Raw genomic sequence first — 22,787 nt, 5'->3', positions numbered from 1 at the left:
TAAAAACGTAATACTAATGAAATACTCTCATAGATTAACGACTTTCATAAGGAACGCAAATTGTATGTTCTTCGCCATCAATTAGTAATTTAGTAAATACCATATCGACTTCATACAAATTACTTAACACAGGTTCTGTAAAAATTTCAGTCACAGGGCCATCGGCTACAACCTGCCCTCGTTTTACCGCAATCAATCGTTGACTAAAACGAGCGGCATGGTTCAAATCATGAAGCACCATAATAACTGTAATTCCACGCGTTTCATGGAGTTTGACCACTAGCTTCATTAACTCTAACTGATAACGCACATCTAAAAAGGTTGTCGGCTCATCAAGTAATAAAATATCTGGCTCTTGCGCCACCGCCATCGCCAACCAAGCTCGTTGTCGTTCCCCACCAGATAAATCTTTAAGTGGGCGATGTTGAAATTCCACCAGTCCCGTTTCTTCTAAAGCAGTCTGTACGGCCTTAACATCTTCAGCTGTCAAAGAACTGAATGGATTTTGATACGGTAAACGACCGCATAAAACGAGATCACGCACTGTCATATCCGCCGGCGCCTGTGCTGATTGAGGCAGCATAGAAATAATCCGAGCTACCGCCTTAGAATTCATCCTTTGAATATCTTTACCATCTAAATATACTGTGCCACCTAACGGTTCTAATAAACGACCTAACGTTTTTAATACCGTTGATTTACCAGAACCATTTGGTCCAATAATTGATACAATTTCCGGTGTATCGAACCGCAATGATACGTCTTCGCCTACAGCTCTTGTCTGATAGCCAATACGCCCTTTATCCATTACTAAAGTTCTCGTCATCCGCGGCTCCTCCGTTTCAATAAATATAAAAAGAACGGAGCGCCTAAAAAGGATAAGAAAATCCCCACCGGAATTTCATTAGGACTGAAAATAGTACGTGCAAATGTATCGGCACCAACTAACAAAGCCGCCCCAAAAACAGCGGAAGCAGGCAATAAATATTCAAAATCAGAGCCTACTACTAATCGCATTAAATGAGGCACAATTAAACCTACAAAGCCCAATAGCCCTGCTACACTAACCGATGAAGCAGCTAGAACAGCAGCCAATACAACTAAAATAATGCGTGTCTGTTTTAAATTAATACCTAAGGATAACGCTACTTCTTCGCCCATTTGTAAAGCATTTAATTTACGATAATTCCACAAAGCGCCCAAAAGTCCTAAGATACTATAAGGTAAGATAATCCATACATAGGACCAACGAGCCCCTGCAAAACCACCAGCCAACCAATTGACTACCCCTTGAATCCGGTCGGGAAACATAACAGATAAAGCTGTCGTACCACCGCCGAAAAAGGCCGCCACTGCGACGCCGGCTAAAATTAAACGCAATGGATTAATGCCACGGTCCCAAGCTAATAGAAATACAATCGCCAATGCAACTAAAGCACCTACAAATGCTGCTAAGGGCACCCAAATTGTTAACGCTGGTGATAAAATCATAACAGCCATAGCCGCTACCCCAGCGCCAGCGGTTACCCCAATAATACCTGGGTCCGCCAACGGATTATGTAAGACGCCTTGTAAGATACAACCGGCTAACGCTAAATTCATTCCCACTAAGGCCGCACAAATAACGCGAGGCAATCGCAAATAATAAAGAATTCGCTCCGTATCAGCCGCCCCCTGTCCTTGAACTACACTTATCATTTCTTGCCAAGTAATGGATACTGCGCCATATAAAAAGCCAGTAATTACAACAAACAAAAGAGCAAGACCAGCCCCTAAATAAGTAAGTCTTCTTCGTCGTTGTCGTCCATCCACAGTCAAGTTAAGGCTCGACATACGTTGCCTCCTTTCCGTATAAATCATCATACATAATCGTCAATGCTTCACTAATCCGTGTACCAGGATTAGCCGCAAATAAACCACCAGACAAATAATATATTCGTTGCGATTTAACAGCACTCACCTCAGCCCAGGCTGTACTTAGAAGCATCTCTCGTTTAAAAGCATCTACACTATCTGATTTCGGTGTCATACTAATAAAGAATATAACTTCTGGATCCGTTTTGATCACATACTCCATACTCAAAGGTACGAAGTCGCCCTCTACCCTTGTATCTAAATCAGCAATATTATGCCCACCTAACAGCTTTAATATATTGCCACTAAATGAGTTGCTCGTAGCCATACTGAAACTTCCAGGTGCGCCAAAGATAATCAATGTGCGCGGTCCCACTTTAGTCTTAGCGCCCTCTACTAATGTATTATAGTTCGCCTTAGTCGCCTTAGCCGTTGCATCGGCAACAGCGGACTGACCAGTTAGCTCTCCAAAAAAGCGTAATTCCCCCACTACATCTTCATAGGTATTTAAATTATTAATATATAATGGAATATCTGCTTGTGCTAACATACCGCGTAAATTGGTATTAAAAGGAACATTTAAACCAATGACCAAATCAGGATTAAGACCAATAATAGCTTCCACATTAGGGCTATGAATCGTCCCTACCGAGGGAACCTCTTTCGTCAGCGCCAATAATTCCTTTGAATAATACGAAGATTTAGGCTTTCCCACAGCTTGACCACCAGCGGCATAATACATATCTAAATTAGCCGTATTTAAAATGACAACTCGTTTGGGGTGAACAGGAATCGTTACATTCGTTCCCATTGCATCTACTACTTGTCGTGTTGCTTCCCTTGAAGCGGAAGATGTTCCTACTGTAAGCCAAACCGCTAAACCAACCACGCATACGATAGCTAATACTACAGGAACGAATATATACCGTTTCAACCTATCACCTCACTTTACCCTTTAATCATCCCCGATGTATCGCCAGTCTTATGAGACTGACCATGAAATGCTTTTGACACACCATGAGGATGCCCCGATGGTTTACCTGCACTATTTTGAGCGGCAATCTGCTCTTGAAGCATTGTCTCTTCGCCCGTTAATAAATATTGCGCCAACTCAATAGTCGTCTGTGTTAAATTAACATGCCAAAATTCACCAGCAATCGTTAATTTATACATAATGCCATTATGCTCACAAAGACCACGGTCACACCAAAGCTCATAAAGCCATTCTAACTGATGTAACCTTTCATCATAAGCGATTAAAGGTCGTATATCAAAATAGCAATGTTCTAACTGATCTATAATAATATTAACCATTTCTTGCAATGGCGACTGTTGCATTAGCACCATAAATGGCTTTTGCCCCGCTTCTACCATTTGCTCATACGCGCCCAATGAACGATGTAACATAGTCATATAGCCACCTACATTGCCACCAGCACCACAACCAAAAGGAAACATCGGATACCCTCGCTTAGCCATACTATTATATAAACTACGCTCTCGTGGCGTCCGACTCCAATGACAAGCACTGAGTCGACTATAATTATAAGTATCTACAAACGCTCTAGCTTGCGCATACATAGCAGCCTGCTCTTGTGTCGTAGCGGCCGGCGATATGAGGCCATTCTTAATCGCTGTATTCAAATCACTATTTTCAAACACATTAAGTTGGTACAAATCCATACCATCAATATGCGCCATTTCTAACAGTTCTAAATCTTCTTGCCACTTTTCAGGGGTCTGATTAGGTAAACCATAAATTAAATCGACTACAACGGAACATTGATTATGCTCTTTTATTTGACGTAATCGCTCTAAAATAGTAGCTCGATCGTCAATTCGCCCCAATTGACGGCGAATCTTCGTGTGAAACGATTGTACCCCTAAAGACATACGATTTACACCATTAGCAAACCAAGCTTCCATCTTCTCAGGTATCACATCGTTAATGCGCCCTTCCAATGTCAATTCATAATCATTAGCTAATGGCAAACAATTCCGAATGGTTCGTAATAATCGCGTAGCATTGTGAGCTGACAAAGCTGTCGGTGTACCGCCACCAATAAAAACAGCTTGAATAAGTCCTTCTTTTAGCCGCCGCTGTGTCACATCACTTTCTAATTCTTGAATCAATAAATCAATATAACGATCTTCTGCTGATTGGTTCGCTGCATTCTGAAAGAACCCACAATACAAACACTTTGTTTGACAAAAAGGTATATGAATATACGCGGTTTGCCATTGTCCTTGTAATGGTAGTTCAGCCATCACCGCTTGCCAAGTCGCTTGTGCCTCCTGTGGCTGTAAAGGTCGTCCGTTTAAACCAGCATGAACAACACGTTTAGCATCAAATGCCTCCATCAAAGGATTATTGGTCTCACGTCCAAGTTTCATAATTCGATTGTGAGGAGACATTTTTGCAAATAATGTTTCTGGTTTCATCATGTATTAGTTATCCTTTCATTTGTTGGTGGCCCCAATGGAAAACTTCTTAATTCCTGCACTGCGGACCATATCCATAATAGCTACAACTTGTCCATGAGCAGCTCGCGTATCAGCTTGTAGCACGACAGCTAATGACGGATTATCTTGCGCTTTATTCGTCAATATCCCTTTCGCATCGTCAAAACTAAGCGGTTTCCCATCAATCACAATATGCCCCGCTGTATCAAGCGTAATAATAACAGGCACTTGTTTTTGTTGTACTGCCGCTTGCGCTTTAGGCAATTGTACATCTAGCGATTTTTGCGCTACGGTTTGAAGGCTATTCATCATAAAAAATACCAGTAGGAAAAAGATGATATCTATCATAGGAACAATCATAAATGTAGGCTTACGCTTCATACCAAATTCTTTAAACATCACTTAATTCCACTCCTTTTTCATAGCATTTACCATAGTTAAGCAAAGCTCTTCAGAGCGGACAACAAATTGATCTAACCGATGTGTAAAGTAAGTATAAATAATAAAGGCGATAATCGCTACACATAGTCCAGACGCCGTTGCAATCAACGCTTCGCCAATGCCCCCCGTAATGGCAGCGGCCCCACCACCATTATCTAAGACACCAAAGGTACCAATCATGCCCGTTACAGTACCTAATAAACCTAATAAAGGAGCCACTGTTACGATAGCACTTAAAAAATCTAAATACTGTTTAAAAGACGACATTTCAAAGGTCATCTGCTCCATAAAGGCACCTTTCATTGTTTGTTCTGATTCTCGATTACTGCATCCAGCATGAATCACACGACTGATAGCTAGTGGATACTGTTGGCAAAGTTCATCAACACTGTGCCAATCCGCTTGTTTAGCACTATGGTATACACCATGCGAAAAACCTCGACCGCCTTTAGTGTTTAAACGGAAAAAGTACCACCGCTCAATACCTATCGCCACCGTAATCAACGAGAGAATCAACAATGGGTACATCACTAAACCACCAGTAACAAACAAATCAATAATATAGGTTACACCTTCCATTATAATAGCCTCCTCAAATACTGACTAGAGTATATTGCTATACTGTCAGCGCAAGATCACTTGCTCTAATATAAATGATAACAAATCTTAATTTCAATTAACTACTCCAAAATGAATTTTCCAATCCATTAGGACATTTTATTTTTCATCCGATATTCTCGTGGATTACATCCCATAATCTGTTTAAAGGCCCCTGAAAACTTACTACCGTTTTCATAGCCCCAACGATTAGCAATCGACAAAATCGTGTCATTGGATTCCACTAAATCCTTAGCTGCCAAACGCATACGACATCGTTTCACATATTGATAAATTGTTATGCCATACACTCCCTTAAAACAACGCTTTAAAGCGGTCATAGAAATACGATGGCGTTCAGCTAAGGCTTCAATCGTATGATGATTGCCTAAATCAGCAATTAATTCATCATGGACTTGCTTAATGGTATCCACTTGGCCTCGTTCAAAATAAATACGTTCAGTATCTGTAACGCTTGTTAATGTGCCCAATAATACAAAAATTTCCACACATTTTACACGTAAATATACATCCGGCAAGCAGTCTGGAATTTTATATAAGTCCATAAATAACTCTTTTAAACGACCTGTATCTTTAACTAATCCAAAATCACCCTCTGCACAAAAGCGATTGCAAATATCTTCTAAATCAATACTATTTTTTCCTACAAAAGCATCCACAGCGAGCTGTGCCTTCGGTACATATACAGCTAGCGATAGCCCTTTGTAAAAACCAGTTGGAAAATATGATGAATGGCGAAACGAATCACAACTTTTCCAACCTAATGAAATATCGCCACCATTCATATACAAACATTTCCCATTTTCAAATGAACACTCAATACGCCCATCCTGACAAAAATGAATTTCAAATAACCCTGCTATCGGTTTAGCATTATGATGTATCTCTTCCATAACTACATCATTGTAAACAATATCTATCCCATCAAATACAGACCGACTAATCATTCGCGCATGGCCTGAGGCCTCTTTACGCTCATATATTTTTTGATTCTGCCACACTTCTAATAATTGCGTACCTGAATCCTGCATATGATCACGAATTGACTCCGATACTTGCATAGCCCCTCCTACGTCCTACTACTTACTTTTTAATTCCTACTACTTCACACCACATAACGAACATCATATGATAAAGAATACGTATATTTCATATATATTCTCATACATATCTTCGTACATGCTTTCATACACAAAATCATTCAATCTTTATAACAACACAAATAGCAATAAAAAAACCTTCCTGCTTAGTACATATATTTATACCACCTCATTTTGGTCATATAAATAAATCTGTACTTACAGAAAGGTTACTTACATAATTGCTGTTTTGAAAGCAATTTTCATTATATTCATAGTATTACACCATGTCAATCAGAAAAATATTATAAACTACACTAGCTACTTAGCCAATATTTCATCAAAGGCTTAGTCAGCCAATCTAAAACTCACCGGTACACTAATTGTAATGCTCTCCCCTGTCGGATTATTATAAGGCGTAGCACTCCGTACCGCACTCAGAGCCGCCTCTGCTAATAAACGATTAGACGAAGATACCACATCAGCCGCTACTAAGTTACCACTACTATCTAATGTAACTTCTACTGTGACATCCCCTTCAATATTTCTTCGAATAGCCATTGGCGGGTACGCTTTATTTGCATTTACCGCACTCCAAAACCCATCCGTATCAAAAGGTTCCCCTGGTGCTACACCCGCTTCATTCCCAGAGCCAACACCAGATCCTTCGCCTGAACCTAAGCCGTCACCTACCGTGCCGCCCTCTGTATTATAGCCAGTCCCTAATCCATTAAAGGATGTTTGATTCCCCTCTCGAGCACCGGGAATAGGCATTGTACCTGCCCCTGGAGCCACTACGGAAGCAGGCGCTACTGGTGTTGGAGTAGCCAAAGGAGTGCCACCACCGCCACCACCTGCATTAGGGTTAGCATTTTGTGTCGCCACCGTCACACGATTTACCATCTCATCCATTGCCAAGGGCTTAGGAAATTCCACTGTTTTTTTTATCTCCTGCTCTTCTTGCAATGGAATTGATAAATCAATCTCATAAGCCTCTTCTACAGCCATTTGACTCACATGCCAACCAATGATGCCCAAGGCCAATCCTGCCACAATATGACAGCTAACGGAGCCAATTACTGCTTTTTTCCATGTTAAAACGTGTTCCATTATTACCACCTTTTATTTCTATTCTTGTAAAAATCAAATATACTCCATTTTTCTACAAGTATTATTGAGAATATACCTCAATAAAATAATGATAACAAGGAACACGTTTGCAATTCTGCTCCAAAAGGACATTTTAAATTGAATAAAAAACAAGGCTATTATCCGCTAAAGACACATTCCTTAATTTTGTGGCACTAGTAAAAATTGAATTGGCAAATTAGACGCGCCAGCAGGTATGAATTGAATATGCAATAATTTACCTGCTTTATAAGAACCAAAATACTGTGTATCAGCCGTTGTTCCATTGCCTAAAAACAATCTAGCCCCACTAGGTACATTATATATTTCGGTATGACCATCATAAGTCACTTTAAAAGAACCTGCATAAGCACCACCTAGCGGATTTATATAGAGGGCAAACTCATGTTGCCCTGTAGTAGGAATCGTTAATTCATAGGTAACCCCATAGTTGCCACGGTTCGTAACCATAGTAGACGCAGTCAATTCATCAATCCCTGCTACAAATGGATCTTCTCGGTCATTTGCTACCATAATCGCTGCTGGCCCTAAAGAACTATCGTACGGTTGCATAAGCGTTAACCGTCGTTGCGCGCCTACATAAGTACCTCGCAAGGCCACTTCATCCATAGCTAAAGTATCCGCCAACACAGCACCACCCAAAGACGGTGTCGTAATAGGTAGCATTAATACTTTCACAAAGACAGGCCCACTCGCTGTAAAATCTAAAATACCTGAAAATAAATCATCCGTCTGAATTGGTAATGTATCTAATTGAGTAAAAACAGCTTTTTTACCATTAGGTGCTAACGCAAATGAATCAATTGCGGTCGGTTTCCCTTTCGACTGTGTTTTTTCACGTTGTAACCATTCCTTACGCCAATTATCAGCCTCTTTTAAACGAGCTTTTTGCTGTACTTTTTCTTCTTTAGATACCTCTTTATCCTTAGTGGTCTCTTTTTGCCTATTCTTATACGTATCATCAAGCCAAGCAGGGATGATTACACCACGCTCATCTCGCTTAATAGCCCCCTCAACAGAGCCCTGCCCTTCATCCTTGCTAGTCTGTTTCGTATTAGTATCTTGCTGAGATTTAGAACTGTTCGTTTCAGCATTAATAAGCCCAGCCGCTACCGCTGACCGCTCTGTTTGTGCAGCTGCCTGCCACGTATGATTAGCGGAGACATAGGGAGTATCTAACTCTTCTCGAGATAATTCACTACCAACCACAAAATATTCACGATTTGGTTTCGTCACCACTTCACGGTGAATTACTACATCAACGATTTGCTTGGATGTATTTTCCATAATAATCGCTATTTTTTGCGGTTCAGGCATTTCATTTACATGATAAAAATAAACACGGCCAGTGCCATTTACAGTGCCTGCCGCTAATACACCATTTTTATTTACATATTCTGGACTATCTGAAAAAATAAGCGTATCTTTTTCTTCCGTCAATACCACTGGTAGCGAAGTAAAATTAGTTGTTGTTACATCTATAGTAGCTGGTGGTGCCCCCATAACAAAACTAACACCACGAGTCCACAAAGCTACTAATACGGCTAACCAACGATATTTATTACGCAATAATTTCAAATCTAACCTCCTATTAAAACACAATAACTACCTCTTTAGTATAACATAGAAAAAGACCTCATAATAAATCCACATCTTAATGAGAATTTTCATAAGGCCTACAACTATTTAATTAAGCTCTTCTTTTATTTTAGAATACTCTTCACCAAATTCTTCCTTCAATAAATTTTCTAATGACTTTTGCAAAACTGGTATATCCACTTCAAATGTCTTCCAGATTGACTTATAATCAACTCGTCCATAATCATGAGAAATAATATTACGTTAATCCGCAATAGCACGCCACGGGATATGGGGATACTTATGTTTTACATCTAAACTTATTTTATTGGCATACTCGCAAATAGTTTGTATCCCTAACACTACGCCATCTTTTATTAATTCATCTTGATATAAAAACTCGTCTTCAGTTTTAAATCAATTCGTTAACAATATTAGTCTCTCAATATAATATATCGATTGAATAATATTATTTTTATCTTTATTCATATTATTCACCTAAAATGCAAATTTTGTCTTTATTAATTTGTTTAGAAAAATAATCATTGCGTAATGAATTTGTAGAAACTAAATCAACAGATTTGTTTAATGCTTTTGCTAATTTATATTTTAATTCTGAAAGCTCAAACATTGATTTTGTACTAGCACCATAATCAATTAATAAGTCTATATCACTGAACTCTGTAGCTTCACCTCTAGCATGAGAACCAAATATATAAGCCGAGGAAACATTAGCTTCTTTCAAAATTGGTAATGCCTTAATTTTAATTACATCTAAATTTTGAACCATAGTAACGCCTCCTTACCTCTTCTCAATTTAATTATACACTAGTAGTCACTATATAACTATTAACTATTCTAAAATATATTTACATAAACTCCTCTAATCCCATAGGCTCATATGATAGTGCCATTTTTTCTAATTTTCTAAAACGATGCCCTATGCCCGATTTAGAAATACGCCCCTCCATAAGCTCCATTAATTCTTGTAAACTTGAATCAGGATTATCTAAACGTAGTTGTGCTACTTCTAATAATTTGGGTGGTAAATCTCGTAACGGTTGATGCCGTTCAATAATGCGAATACTTTCTAGTTGACGGACAGCTGCATTTACTGTCTTCTGAAGATTCGCCGTTTCACAATTAACTTGACGATTAATCTGATTGCGTACATTCTTAACTACACGAACGGTTTCAAAAGACATCAAGGCTGACTGTGCCCCCATAATTTGTAGACAATCAGTCACCGCATCGCCTTCTTTAATATATACGACATACGCTTCTTTGCGCTCTGTTACGCGAGCTATAATATGGAAAAGACGAAGGACCTTTACAATTTCATGGGCAAAATGTTCATTTCCTGTCATAAACTCTAGATGATAATCACTTTCTGGTTTATTTACTGAACCGCCACCTAAAAAAGCACCCCGCAAAAAAGCACGACGCGTCTCCATCGTCGTAAGCCAAGCTTCCGGTAAATCTATATCCATCGGCCATAGAGCTAAATCTTCTAATGCGGCTCGCCCTTCTACTGTTGGTTCCACCGTCAATGTATACACATTTTTCTTACGCAAATTTAAACCACGACGAATCAATACTGACGTATGTAGCGCATAATGAGCTCGTAAAATAGATAAAACTCGTCTTGCCACCGCGTTATTAGCCGTGGCAAGACGAATACCTACACGACCTTGACTTCCAAGAAGCAAAGAGCCTCCCATACGCAATAAACAAGATGCTTCTACTTTAGCCGATAGCGTATCTTCATTCTTGTACTGACACAATTCATTTTTTACATCCTCTGCGAATGACATAGGCTCCTCCTTTCTCTCTTCAAATCCCCAAAATCATTAATAATCTAAATCATTATCGATCTTCACGTTTTAAATAATACTCTAAAATGTGCGGCTCTAAACCAGACTGCATCGCATAAATCACATCCATAACAACTTTGCCAAGCCGTTCAGAGTCATGAACGGCTGTTTCAGGGTGCTGTATCAAACTAGCACGCACCGTCCGCACTCCTAACTCAGATAATTTATCCGTATCTACTTGTACCGGTTCTGCTCCAACTGCTTTATATTTTTCAATGACCGCTTCATCAAATGGCACATCATTAACAATTACCGTGTCAATAAGGCCATGGCCGATTAAGCGTTGCACCGCTGCCACATGATCGCCGGCTGTAAATCCATCGGTTTCACCAGGCTGTGTCATAACATTACAAATATAAAATTTAGGCGCTTTAGCTGCCTTAATATGTTCCGCAATCTTCTCTATTAGCAAATTTGGCATAATACTCGTGAATAAGCTACCTGGCCCTAATACAATAGCATCTGCTTCATCAATGGCTTGCAAAGCCGCTCCTTGAGGCTGTGGTGAAGCTGGTTCTGTAAATAAGCGTTTAATTTTCTTCTTCGCCTTAGGAATCTGGCTTTCCCCTGCTACAATCGTACCATCTTCCATTTCAGCCATAAGTGCAATATTTTGTATCGATGCGGGAATAACACGACCGCGCACTTTTAAAATTTTACTCGATGCTTCTAACGCCTTATCCACATCTTCATCTAAAATTTGAGTAAGCGCAGTTAGGAATAAATTGCCAAAACTGTGACCCGCTAAATCGCCACCACCACCAAAACGATACCGAAATAACTGTTCCATAAGGCTTTCTTTTTCTGCTAAAGCCACTAAACAGTTACGCAAATCACCAGGGGCTATCATCTTAAAGTCTTCACGCAATCGGCCAGAGGAGCCACCATCATCAGCCACGGTTACAATAGCAGTTAAATTAGAGGTATGTGTTTTTAAGCCACGCAATAATGTGGATAACCCAGTACCACCACCAATTACGACAACTTTAGGTCCTTTTGCCATGCGGATATTTTGAAAAATATAATCCCCTACTTTATCCGTATCGGCTGGAATAATTGCACGCACAACCGCACTCCCGACCCGTCTGGTACCAATTGTCATAAGGACAATACCTAAGACAATCGTAATGAAACCTACCGAAGCTAATGTTGTGTAATTATAAGAACCCGTCGTTTCATAAATAAACTGTAAAAATAAATCTTCAAAATAGGACAACCATTCATAGTTGAGCATAAGTGCAACCCCTACAATAACGAGGAGCATACCAAGGCCAAAAAGCACCAGCCAACGCTTTAGCTTCAAACCTGGGGTCAACCATCGGAAGCCAGACATATGTATCATTTCTATCTCCTATCCAGGCGGATAATCGCTTGTTATAAATTAGGAATTACTTCGTATTCCTCTATTCTACTACGGTCATTTATATAAGTTCTGCCGCTGTTACTTCCCGTGGATTACAATCTTCTTCTACATTATTCTTAAACATATCGCGATGCTCTATAGTTGCCCGATAGCCTAAGGCCTGCACATGATTATATAAGGCTTCTGCCATAGCTACACTACGATGCATGCCCCCGGTACAACCTACGGCTACTACAAATTGACTCTTTCCTTCTTTTTCATAATTAGGCAATAAAAAGTCCATCGTAGAAAACATTGTGCTTAGGAACTGTTCTGTTATATCAAAAGAGTGAATATATTGATTTACCACTGGCACACGCCCCGTTTTATGACGAAATTCTGGATTATAATATGGATTTGGTAAGAATCGTACATCCCACACCATATCAGCATCCAATGGAATCCCATACTTAAAACCAAAGCTCACAACAGACACAGCAATCCCTTGTTCCTTATCATCTAGCTGTGAAAACTTTTGTTTTAAATACGCTTTTAACTGACTCGTCTTCATATTAGTCGTATCAATAATATAATCTACACGTGGGCGTATCGAGTTTAAAATCTTCCGCTCCTCTTTAAGCCCCACCGTAATACGCCCCTCTGGTGCTAACGGATGGCTTCGACGACTTTCTTTATAGCGTCGAATTAAAGTTTCATCAGTCGCATCCATAAACACAATTTCATATGGTACTTGCATTTCTTTAAGTTCCGTCAAAGCATCTGACAAGCTTTCAAAAAACTGTCCACCACGAATATCCACTACCAAGGCGACTCGATTGATACGATCACCTGCTTGGCGACATAAATTACTAAATTTAGGAATTAATACGGGTGGCAAATTATCGACACAAAAGAAACCCATATCTTCTAAGGCCTGCATAACTTGTGTTTTACCAGCGCCTGACATTCCTGTTACAATGAGCAAACGAAACTTCCCTTCCACAATATAACTCCTTTCATTACAATATATTTTCTTCAATCCAATGGGCTACGCCATCGTCTTCATTAGAGGGGCAAACTATCTGAGCGATTGCTTTCACATTATCTTCTGCATTCGCTACCGCCACAGCAGTCCCCGCATATTCAAGCATGGATATATCATTTTGAGAATTCCCAAAGGCTACCACCTCGCTAGCCCGTAATCCCAAGTCTGTCACCATATTAGCTAGCGTACTGCCCTTAGTACAGTGACCACAGTTAATTTCTAAAAAATTCACCTTACTGCGTACAATTTCTAGCACATCTCCATATTTCTCTTGCAATAACTTAGAAATTACTTCTAACTTTGCCGGCTCTTCTAAAAATAACAATTTATTAGGGCCCGTTACATTAGTATATAAATCATCGCCTATATAAACTGCTTTAGCACCTACCGTTTTCTCATAAAAACGAGATTGCTCTGTTTCATGATGTACTAATAGCGCATCCGTTTCATATGACTGTACATACCAATCATTATCACGTGCTAATGCTAATATTTCTTTAGCAATCGGCACAGGAATGGTTTGCTCCCATAGTTTTTCACCCGATTCAATACGCTGTACTAACCCACCAGAAAACAATATCATTGGCAAATCACCCAAGCCTAAGGCTAGCCCCACAGGTCGCGCCGTCTGATACATACGACCTGTAGCAATCACAATCTGAATGCCTTTATCTTGCGCTTGCTGTAATATTTTACGTGTATATTCTGAAATAGTATTATCATCACGCACTAGCGTGTCGTCTAAATCAATGGCCAATAATTTTATAGAATCTCTCATCATAATCCTCATATACATTTACTCATAATTCAATATTCTTTAAGGCTATTCATAAACCTCTTATTACTATGTCTTAACATAAAGCTTATAACTAAGTATACCATATTCCACTACGTTATTCGACTATCTTGAATACAATCAACATAGTACTATACTACTAATTACCGCTATTAACGTAAGTTAAATTTAACTTCCCCAAATAATACGAGTGGCATACGGTATTCAAGAAAGGAGGCGTTCAATACAATCACCTTGATGCGGTATCAATGTTTGATTTGTATTGACCTACACTATACTTATGAAACGTGTTGCTCTCTATATTCGTGTATCTCATGAAGAACAAGCTATGAAAGGCTATTCTTTACAAGCACAAGAAAACCGTTTGCGTCAATATGCTAACGAACACCATTACCAAATTGTCGATTACTATCGAGATGAAGGTGTTACAGCCCGTAGCTGCCCTGGGCGTCGTAAGGAATTTGCTCGTATGCTTCGTGATATAAAAGCCGGTCACATTGATTGTATCCTTTTCATCAAACTTGATCGATGGTTTCGCAACGTATCCGATTACTACACCTACCAAGCTCTATTAGACCAGCATAATGTAATTTGGGAAACTACGGAAGAGGAATATAATACCCATACAGCTCAAGGCCGTTTATATCTAAATATCAAACTCTCTATCGCTCAGAATGAATCAGATACAACTTCTGAGCGTATTCATTTCGTCTTTGCCGACAAGATTAAACGACGCGAAGTAATTTCAGGTAAACTGCCTATCGGCTACAGCATAGCTAATAAGCATATCATTCAAAATGCCCAAGCCCCTATCATTCGAGATATTTTTCAATACTATCTAAACACCCATTCCATTCATAAAACTATGCACTATCTAGCCAATATTCACAATATTCATCGTTCCTATCCAGCGATATCTAAATTATTAAGGAATGAAAGATATATCGGCACCTTTTACGGTATTAAAAACTATACAACCGGCATTATAGATAAACAAACATTTGAAACCGTACAACAACTATTAAAAAACGCGTCGTCTAAAACAATCTCATCTCCCTTATCTTGTGCTAATAATATAATCTCACCTCTTATGGCAAGTGCCACAGCACCACTGCATCCTCCATCAAATATAACCAATACTACTGAAAATAGACATGAAAACAATAATACATATGCCAAATATACAATACCATGTAAATATTTATTTAAAGGATTATTACGCTGCCCTCATTGTAATCATAAATTAGTTGGTCTAACACGTCACTATAAAGGCACTCATTATATTTACTATCAATGTCCACAAAGCCATCATAAAGCGCTCACATGCCCTAATAAGACCCTATATAAGGAATCGCTTATCGAAAAAAACTTACTAACACTCTTACCTACCTTGTTACCAAAAGCAGTTACACCACTTACACTAATCGCTACTAATTCGCAAGAATTGAAACCATCCAACTTTCCAATGCATTTCTATTGGTACTGTCATCAACAATATCCTAATTGGGTTCGTGCCAATCAATATCAATATTGGCATTGGTGGGTAGAAGAAGTTACACTCCCTACTACATTATTGATTACTCATGAAAACATCAAGTTAAAACACCATACTATATAATTTTCCTATTATCGTACCCTAAGGGGTAATTACAATGAAAAAACGTTTTGCAGCCGTATTTGCAGCAACAGCTGTACTTGGCGTAACAACTGCATTCGCAGCTAACCCATTCTCCGATGTAACTCCTAACGATTGGGCATACCAGAGCGTAGCTCAATTAGCAGCAGCTGGTGTAATCAACGGTTACCCAGATGGCACTTTCAAAGGCCAGAACAACATCACTCGTTACGAAATGGCTCAAATGGTAGCTAAAGCTATGGCTAACGAAGCTCGTGCAAACGCTGAACAACAAGCTTTGATTAACCGTTTAGCTGACGAATTCTCCAGCGAATTAAACAACTTGGGCGTTCGTGTTGCTACTTTGGAAAACAAAGTTGGTAACGTAAAAGTTACTGGTGATGCTCGTCTTCGTTTCCAAGGTTTTGAAGATAAAGGTAACTTCGCTCATTGGGATGTTAATGATAAAGACGAAGATGTTGTAAAAGGCGATAAAGATAAAAAATCCAAATTTGACTTCCGTGGTCGTGTACAATTCAATGCTAACGTAAATGATAATACTTCTGCAGTAGTACGTTTAGTTGGCTCAGGTGAATTCCATAACGCTAACGATTCTGGTGATGTAACTTTTGATCGTGTATATGTTGCTCATCAATTTGGTGAAGACACTAGTGCTGTAATTGGTCGTTTTGGTGCAGTTGTTGGTAATGGCTTAATTTACGATGATACTTTTGATGGTGCTGCTTTAGCATACGATAATGGTAAGATTCAAGCTTTAGCTGCTTATGGTTCTTTCCAAACTGGTAATCTATTCCAGAACTATGATAACAGTGATTTAGAAGACGACTTCTTCATCCAAGATGCTGGTGTTGATTTCGAAAATAACACTACTAAAACTAACCCAACTGTAACGTTGTTACAAGTTAAAGGTAATTTAGGTGAACATGCAACTTTAGGTGGTTTCTACGCTTTTGGTAATAAAGATATTGACACTGATATCTATGGTGGTTCCTTAGATCTTCAATTCGATAAAGTTTGGATTGGTGGCGAATATGCTACATTCTCTGACGATACAATTGAAGCATTTGGTAAAAAAATTGCCACTGATGGTGAAAATGATGGCAATGATGCTTGGATTGCAGGTATTGGTTTTGGCAACTATAACATCAAAGAACAAGGTACTTGGGGTGTTAAAGTTCAATACTTTGATTTAGCTAAACATTCTCCTGTAATTAGCTCCACTTGGAATAACCCATATAATAGCGATTACAAAGCTTGGATGGCTACAGTAGATTATGCATTGGCTGAAAACGTAGGTCTTTCTGGCTACTGGGCATTTAACGGCGAAGATCAAGATGGCAATGACCTTGGTGACTTCTACCGTGCAGAATTAAACTACAAATTCTAATCTTATTTGATAAGGCTTTAATATGTAGTCAAAATAAAACAGGCTCTTTGTCAAATTTTGGGGCGCTAAAGAGATTATGCACTCTTGGAAAGGACATGCGACATAGTTGTTGCGTGTCCTTTTTTAGCATTAATGAATAAAATCCGGTTACGAAATCGTTCAAAGTTTTGTAAACCAAACGAACACCGCTTTAGTACTTTTATTTTGTTGTTACAACCTTCTGTAAAGCCATTGGAATAGGGTAATGTTAAGGCATTAATAATTTCGGTTCTCCAAAATGTAAATGTTTTTAAGAGTGATTGAAACTCAGGTAATTCAGAAGCCTCAACTAAGGATAGCCATTGATCAATGGCCCATTGAATATTTTCTTTATCTTTGAATTTTAAAACATGAGAAAAGGATTGTTTTAGTGTATAGGCACGATGTAATCGGGGCGAATAATGAAACATATCCATAAGTTTAGTAAACTCTTTGTCTGTTAATGATTCAAAGCGTTTAGTTAATACTCGTTTATTGGCTTTAAATGTACGACTTACATTACATAATAGATTTTGCTCTACTTTGCGTACCCGCTCTAAGGCAAAGGTAACTAACCGTATTAAGTGAAATCTATCGGCTACAATTTCAGCTTGGGGAACCAAGATTTCATAACCGAACGAAATTGAAGAGACATATCCATTGTGATGTATTTTACATTATTTCGTATATATCTAGGGAATTGAGCAAAGTATTTCGCTAGTTCCGTAGTATCTCGTTTAGGCAGAATATCTAGTATTTTATGCGTTTCTGGATCAGTAAGAATGACTTGGTATTTTTGACCAGCTGCATTGCCTTTGAATTCATCAATAGATAGTACAGGTGGTAGTGTTGAGGGGCGACTATAGTTAATTTCGTTAAAGACTCTTAGTACTTGGTTTACGCTTACATGGCAATGCTTAGCCACAGCTTGGTAAGATGTTACTTCAGAGAGTTGTTGACATATTACTTCACGAAGTCTTGGGGTTGTTCTAAGATAGCGAGAAGAAAACTCTGTTTTTTCATTGAAAGTGCGTCCGCACGTGCATATATAACGACGTTGACGATATAAGAGAAGAATGGTTTTTTCATTCGCTGTAGTATGCTGAATTTTTCGGTTAGTATAGCCTTTTATTCGTGTAGTTTGTGAATGGCAATTAGGGCATCTATGAGGACGTACAGGACTTTCTACGTAAAGTAAGTATTCTGAGCTAGTTTCACGCATATTTTTTATATATTCTGCTTTGATTCCGAGTAAATTTCCTATATAATTAAGTGTAGACATATTGAGTAAACATCCTTTCATAATGGTTTCGTCGCTTTTATTGTAACGGATTTTATTCAATATGTCTTTTTTTATATAAAAAAGTAGGCGCCAAGAGGACACGCAGTTTGCGTTTCTCTTTAGCGCCCCAAAATAAATTATAGAACCATAAAACAACCACTTCCTTTGGGAGTGGTTGTTTTTGTATGTACAGCCGATTAGTCATGCCTATTCGGCTGTACATATAGAAAGCGGGTTATAGGACAAAATGTGTTGCTGTAAAAGGCGATGAACCTAGTAGTTATCTAGGCTCATCGCCTTTTTAAGTTTTTTTGAAGAAGTTAGAGGTCGGACAAAATGTGTTGCTAAAAATGCTGAAAGCACTTGCAATTACTGACTTAAATGAGGTTTTATCTTCCTAGAAATAATAAATTTAGGAGGATTGCATAGTCATGCGTATAAAATGTATTAATTGTGGATTTTCGTGTAAAAAGAATGGAAAGACAAGTGCCGGAACTCAACGTTGGTATTGTAATCATTGTAAGTCTTCCTTTATCTATACAATAGATAATTCAGCTAAGCAGTTAAAGATATTTCAAAATTGGTTATTTAGTAAACAAAGTCAAAAGGTAATGCCTGGTAAAGGCCATACGTTTCGTAGAAAGTCATCCGTGTTTTGGGATATATGGCCTATGCCATCTAAAATAGAAGAACAACGAAATATTGTATTTGTTGATGGAATTTATTTATCTAAGAAAGCCTGCATTCTTATTTGCTGTGACGAAAAACATGTTCTAGGATGGTATCTTTGTCGTTATGAACATTCTAAAGCTTGGGAAGCTTTATTGAGACGAATCAGAGAGCCCATTCTAGTTGTTTCAGATGGTGGAACAGGTTTTAAAAAAGCATTAAAAAAAGTTTGGCCGAAAGCCAAACATCAGCGGTGTACGTTTCATGCATTTTGTCAGGTAAAGAAGTATACAACTAGCAGGCCTAAAACTTTGGCAGGATTTGAATTATATACCCTTGCTAAAGATTTGTTACATATAGAGAGTAAAGATCAAGCTGTTATTTGGATTACTAGATTAACTAATTGGAAAATAAAGCATAAAGAGTTTTTGAGTGAAATGACCAGAGACGAATCAGGAACTCTTAGACCTACTCATGAGCGTTTACTTAAGGCTGAATACTCGTTAATTAGACTTGTAAAAACGAATACGTTATTTACTTATCTTGAGAGTCCTTTTGCCGAGGCGCGGAACCTTCCAGCAACTAATAATCGGATTGAAGGAGCTGTTAATGCTCAACTCAGAGCCATGCTTAGATTCCATAGAGGGCTATCTATTGAAAGAAGAATAAAAGCGGTTTTTTGGTGGTGTTATTTACACTCACCGAAACCGCTTTCAGCTTCTGAAATTTTAAAAGTAATGCCTACAGACAAGAGTATTGCGAAGCTTTATTCCGATATGAGTACCAAAGCCCAATTAGAAGCTTCAATTCCTACTTGGGGAGATGCTATTCTTTGGGGTGATTTGCATAATTATGATTCTCTTCCTGATAATTATTGGGACTAATCAGCAACACATTTTGTCCTATAACCCTAGAAAGCGGTCTAGGTGAGTGCATATAGCACCACCAATAGACCGCTTTTAATCGGCTCTTTGTCAAATTTTGGGGCGCTAAAGAGAAACGCAAACTGCGTGTCCTCTTGGGCCTACTTTTTTATATAAAAAAAGACATATTGAATAAAATCCGTTACAATAAAAGCGACGAAACCATTATGAAAGGATGTTTACTTAATATGTCTACACTTAATTATATAGGAAATTTACTCGGAATTAAAGCAGAATATATTAAAAATATGCGTGAAACCCGCTCAGAATACTTACTTTACGTAGAAAGTCCCGTACGTCCTCATAGATGCCCTAATTGCCATTCACAAACTACACGAATTAAAGGCTATACTAACCGCAAAATTCAGCATACTACGGCGAATGAAAAATCAATCCTGCTCTTATATCGTCAGCGTCGCTATATATGCACGTGTGGACGTACTTTCAATGAAAAAACAGAGTTTTCTACTCACTATCTTAGAACAACCCCGAGACTTCGTGAAGTAATATGTCAACAACTCTCTGAGATAACATCCTTCAAAGCTGTTGCTAACCATTGCCATGTAAGCATAAACCAAGTACTCAGAATCTTTAGAGAAATTAAGTATAGTCGGCCTAGCAACTTGCCAACCGTATTATCTATTGATGAGTTCAAAGGAAATGCAGCGGGTCAGAAATACCAGGTCATTCTTACTGATCCAGAATCTCATAAAATACTCGATATCTTGCCCAAACGAGATACTACAGAATTAGCTAAATACTTTGCTCAATTTCCTAGATACATTCGAAACAACGTAAAATACATTACTATGGATATGTCACTTCAATTTCGTGCTGTTATGAAAACTTGGTTCCCTCATGCGGAAATTGTAGCTGATAGGTTCCACCTAATACGCCTAGTTACCTTTGCATTAGAACGTGTACGTAAGTCAGAACAAAATTCATTATGTAATGTAAGTCGTACCTTTAAAACCAATAAACGAATACTAATTAAACACTTTGAAGCATTAACAGATAAAGAGTTTAACAAGCTTATGGATATGTTCCATTATTCGCCACGATTACATCGTGCCTATTCACTAAAACAAGCATTTTCTCGCGTTTTAAAATTTAAAGATAACGCAAATTTACAATGGGCCCTCGATCAATGGCTCTCCTTAGTCGCTAGTTCTGATTTACCTGAATTTCAATCACTCTTAAAGACCTTTAACTTTTGGCGAAATGAAATTATTAATGCCTTAACTTTACCCTATTCAAATGGCTTTACAGAAGGCTATAACAACAAAATAAAGGCTCTTAAACGTTGTTCGTTTGGTCTACAAAACTTTGAACGATTTCGTAACCGGATTTTATTCATTAATACAGAAAAAGGACACGCAACAACTACGTTGCATGTGGGTTATAGGACAAAAAGTGTGTGTGGCTAATCCCAATAAGTAGGAAATTCTGTAGATTTATGAAGCTCATTCCATGCAAGTCCATCACCCCATTGAGGGATAGAATAATCTACTTTATTTCGTTCATTAAATCGTTGATAGATAAGCGAAATAGATTCATCTGTGGGCATAACTTTTAATATTTCAGATATAGAAAGCGGTCTAGGTGAGTGCATATAGCACCACCAATAGACCGCTTTTAATCGTCTCTCAAGAGATAATCCTCTATGTGATCTTAACATATCTCTTAATTGTGCGTTTACGCCACCCTCTATGTAGTTATTAGTTGTAGGCACTGAAATATCTGCCATCTCAATAAAAGTAAATAAAGTATGCTGTTTAACAAGCTTTAATAAGGAACTTTCAGCTTTTAATAAACGCTCATGAGTAGAGCGTTTATTACCATTTTCATCGGTAGTCATTTCTTGGAGAAACGTATTATACACGGTTCTCCAATTTCTTAGTTTTTCAATCCATGCACAAGCAGATTCTGATGTTTTCACCCAAAATAACTCACGTGCAATCAAATATAAATCTCTACCCGCCATTGTCTTAGGGCGACTTGTTGTATATCGTCTAACTTGGCAAAAAGCATGAAATAAACATCTCTGATGACTTGCCAAAGGCCACACGCTCTTAAGTGCTTTTGCAAACCCTGGACCACCATCAGATATGACTACCTTTGGTTCAGCAATCCGTTCTATTAAGCAAGTCCAAGCTCTAGAATTTTCAGTTCTACACACATACCACCCTAATACATGCATATCATCACAACAGATTAAAACACAGAGTTTTCTTGAAAGGTAAATCCCATCAACATACACAACATCTCTAGGTTCATCAATCTTTGGAGGAAGTGGCCAAAGACTCCAAAACCGCTTTGTAGAGCGCCTAAAAGTATGTCCTTGACCAAGCATATCCTTTTGGACTTCTTTACTAAATAACCAATTTAAAAAACTTTTAAATGACTTTGCCTGAGTATCTATTTGTAAAGTAAATGCTACTTTGCACCCTTTACAAAACCATCTTTGCGAACCTGATTTCAATATACCGTGTTTTATAGATTTTCTTCCACAATTAGGACATTTTGCTATTCTCATAATCTTCTCCTCAAAAACTCGTATTTTAAGAAGATTAAATGATAGTTAGCCCAGTTCTGGCAAGGGTTTATAGCACATTTTACACACACTTTTGTCC

Annotated in this window: 19 protein-coding genes and 2 pseudogenes; 4 read left to right on the top strand and 17 right to left on the bottom strand. The window is 38.4% G+C overall.

Translation table 11 applies throughout. The features are described from left to right. Positions 1 to 34: 34 nt before the first annotated feature. From DYE54_RS00170 to DYE54_RS00105, 15 genes and pseudogenes are all read right to left on the bottom strand, one after another. Complete coding sequence (locus DYE54_RS00170; protein ID WP_115309336.1) at positions 35 to 826, bottom strand: ABC transporter ATP-binding protein; 792 nt, start codon at positions 824 to 826, stop codon at positions 35 to 37. Continuing rightward, the gene (locus tag DYE54_RS00165; RefSeq protein WP_115309335.1) at positions 823 to 1,833 is read right to left on the bottom strand and encodes a FecCD family ABC transporter permease; all 1,011 of its coding nucleotides are present in this window, start codon (positions 1,831 to 1,833) and stop codon (positions 823 to 825) included. The genes DYE54_RS00170 and DYE54_RS00165 overlap by 4 nt, the downstream gene beginning before the upstream one ends. Next, complete coding sequence (locus DYE54_RS00160) at positions 1,820 to 2,788, bottom strand: ABC transporter substrate-binding protein (RefSeq protein ID WP_115309334.1); 969 nt, start codon at positions 2,786 to 2,788, stop codon at positions 1,820 to 1,822. Before DYE54_RS00160 ends, DYE54_RS00165 begins: the two co-directional genes overlap by 14 nt. Positions 2,789 to 2,802: 14 nt before the next feature. Then, positions 2,803 to 4,299 carry a heme anaerobic degradation radical SAM methyltransferase ChuW/HutW gene (gene hutW / locus DYE54_RS00155; RefSeq protein WP_115309333.1) on the bottom strand — a complete coding sequence of 499 codons (1,497 nt, stop codon included), beginning with the start codon at positions 4,297 to 4,299 and terminating at the stop codon, positions 2,803 to 2,805. 15 nt (positions 4,300 to 4,314) lie between these two features. Continuing rightward, positions 4,315 to 4,716 (bottom strand): ExbD/TolR family protein, encoded by a 402-nt coding sequence (locus DYE54_RS00150; RefSeq protein ID WP_115311045.1) that lies wholly within the window; start codon positions 4,714 to 4,716, stop codon positions 4,315 to 4,317. A gap of 3 nt (positions 4,717 to 4,719) precedes the next feature. Beyond that, on the bottom strand, positions 4,720 to 5,337 hold the full coding sequence (locus DYE54_RS00145; protein WP_115309332.1) for a MotA/TolQ/ExbB proton channel family protein: 618 nt from the start codon (positions 5,335 to 5,337) through the stop codon (positions 4,720 to 4,722). 128 nt (positions 5,338 to 5,465) lie between these two features. Further along, positions 5,466 to 6,437 (bottom strand): helix-turn-helix transcriptional regulator, encoded by a 972-nt coding sequence (locus DYE54_RS00140; RefSeq protein WP_115309331.1) that lies wholly within the window; start codon positions 6,435 to 6,437, stop codon positions 5,466 to 5,468. 366 nt (positions 6,438 to 6,803) lie between these two features. Continuing rightward, positions 6,804 to 7,565: an energy transducer TonB gene (locus tag DYE54_RS00135; RefSeq protein ID WP_115309330.1), complete on the bottom strand. Its 762-nt coding sequence runs from the start codon at positions 7,563 to 7,565 to the stop codon at positions 6,804 to 6,806. A gap of 180 nt (positions 7,566 to 7,745) precedes the next feature. After that, positions 7,746 to 9,182 carry a hypothetical protein gene (locus DYE54_RS00130; protein WP_115309329.1) on the bottom strand — a complete coding sequence of 479 codons (1,437 nt, stop codon included), beginning with the start codon at positions 9,180 to 9,182 and terminating at the stop codon, positions 7,746 to 7,748. A gap of 108 nt (positions 9,183 to 9,290) precedes the next feature. Then, positions 9,291 to 9,581, bottom strand: a pseudogene (locus tag DYE54_RS10430) (HepT-like ribonuclease domain-containing protein); the annotation flags it as partial. Between the two features lie 91 nt (positions 9,582 to 9,672). Then, positions 9,673 to 9,972: a nucleotidyltransferase family protein gene (locus tag DYE54_RS00125; protein ID WP_115309328.1), complete on the bottom strand. Its 300-nt coding sequence runs from the start codon at positions 9,970 to 9,972 to the stop codon at positions 9,673 to 9,675. Positions 9,973 to 10,051: 79 nt separating this feature from the next. After that, entirely contained in the window at positions 10,052 to 10,996 is a 945-nt protein-coding gene (gene whiA / locus DYE54_RS00120) for a DNA-binding protein WhiA (protein WP_115309327.1), read from the bottom strand. Positions 10,997 to 11,048: 52 nt separating this feature from the next. Continuing rightward, positions 11,049 to 12,398, bottom strand: a complete 1,350-nt coding sequence (locus DYE54_RS00115) for a gluconeogenesis factor YvcK family protein (protein WP_422822078.1) — start codon at positions 12,396 to 12,398, stop codon at positions 11,049 to 11,051. Between the two features lie 79 nt (positions 12,399 to 12,477). After that, the gene (rapZ, locus tag DYE54_RS00110; protein WP_115309326.1) at positions 12,478 to 13,401 is read right to left on the bottom strand and encodes an RNase adapter RapZ; all 924 of its coding nucleotides are present in this window, start codon (positions 13,399 to 13,401) and stop codon (positions 12,478 to 12,480) included. Between the two features lie 16 nt (positions 13,402 to 13,417). Next, the gene (locus tag DYE54_RS00105; protein ID WP_115309325.1) at positions 13,418 to 14,221 is read right to left on the bottom strand and encodes a Cof-type HAD-IIB family hydrolase; all 804 of its coding nucleotides are present in this window, start codon (positions 14,219 to 14,221) and stop codon (positions 13,418 to 13,420) included. A gap of 298 nt (positions 14,222 to 14,519) precedes the next feature. Here DYE54_RS00105 and DYE54_RS00100 point away from each other — a divergent pair, with 298 nt between their 5' ends. Continuing rightward, complete coding sequence (locus DYE54_RS00100) at positions 14,520 to 15,857, top strand: recombinase family protein (protein ID WP_115309324.1); 1,338 nt, start codon at positions 14,520 to 14,522, stop codon at positions 15,855 to 15,857. 34 nt (positions 15,858 to 15,891) lie between these two features. Continuing rightward, on the top strand, positions 15,892 to 17,262 hold the full coding sequence (locus tag DYE54_RS00095; protein ID WP_115309323.1) for an S-layer homology domain-containing protein: 1,371 nt from the start codon (positions 15,892 to 15,894) through the stop codon (positions 17,260 to 17,262). Between the two features lie 74 nt (positions 17,263 to 17,336). On the opposite strand, the pseudogene DYE54_RS10310 reads toward DYE54_RS00095, so the two are convergent. Next, positions 17,337 to 18,502, bottom strand: a pseudogene (locus DYE54_RS10310) (ISL3 family transposase). A gap of 491 nt (positions 18,503 to 18,993) precedes the next feature. On the opposite strand from DYE54_RS10310, the gene DYE54_RS00085 reads away from it, so the two are divergent. Next, entirely contained in the window at positions 18,994 to 20,115 is a 1,122-nt protein-coding gene (locus DYE54_RS00085) for an IS1249 family transposase (RefSeq protein WP_115309322.1), read from the top strand. A gap of 227 nt (positions 20,116 to 20,342) precedes the next feature. After that, positions 20,343 to 21,581, top strand: coding sequence for an ISL3 family transposase (locus DYE54_RS00080; RefSeq protein WP_115309321.1), 1,239 nt, complete (start codon positions 20,343 to 20,345; stop codon positions 21,579 to 21,581). Here DYE54_RS00080 and DYE54_RS00075 read toward each other — a convergent pair. Further along, positions 21,578 to 22,690 (bottom strand): IS1249 family transposase, encoded by a 1,113-nt coding sequence (locus DYE54_RS00075; protein WP_115309320.1) that lies wholly within the window; start codon positions 22,688 to 22,690, stop codon positions 21,578 to 21,580. The two genes, DYE54_RS00080 and DYE54_RS00075, sit on opposite strands and share 4 nt — an antisense overlap. Between the last annotated feature and the right edge of the window lie 97 nt (positions 22,691 to 22,787).

The organism is Veillonella criceti (assembly GCF_900460315.1).
In the GTDB taxonomy this organism is placed as follows: domain Bacteria; phylum Bacillota; class Negativicutes; order Veillonellales; family Veillonellaceae; genus Veillonella_A; species Veillonella_A criceti.
The sequence above is the reverse complement of the archived record's forward strand: the minus strand, read 5'-3'. Positions and strand labels throughout refer to the sequence as shown.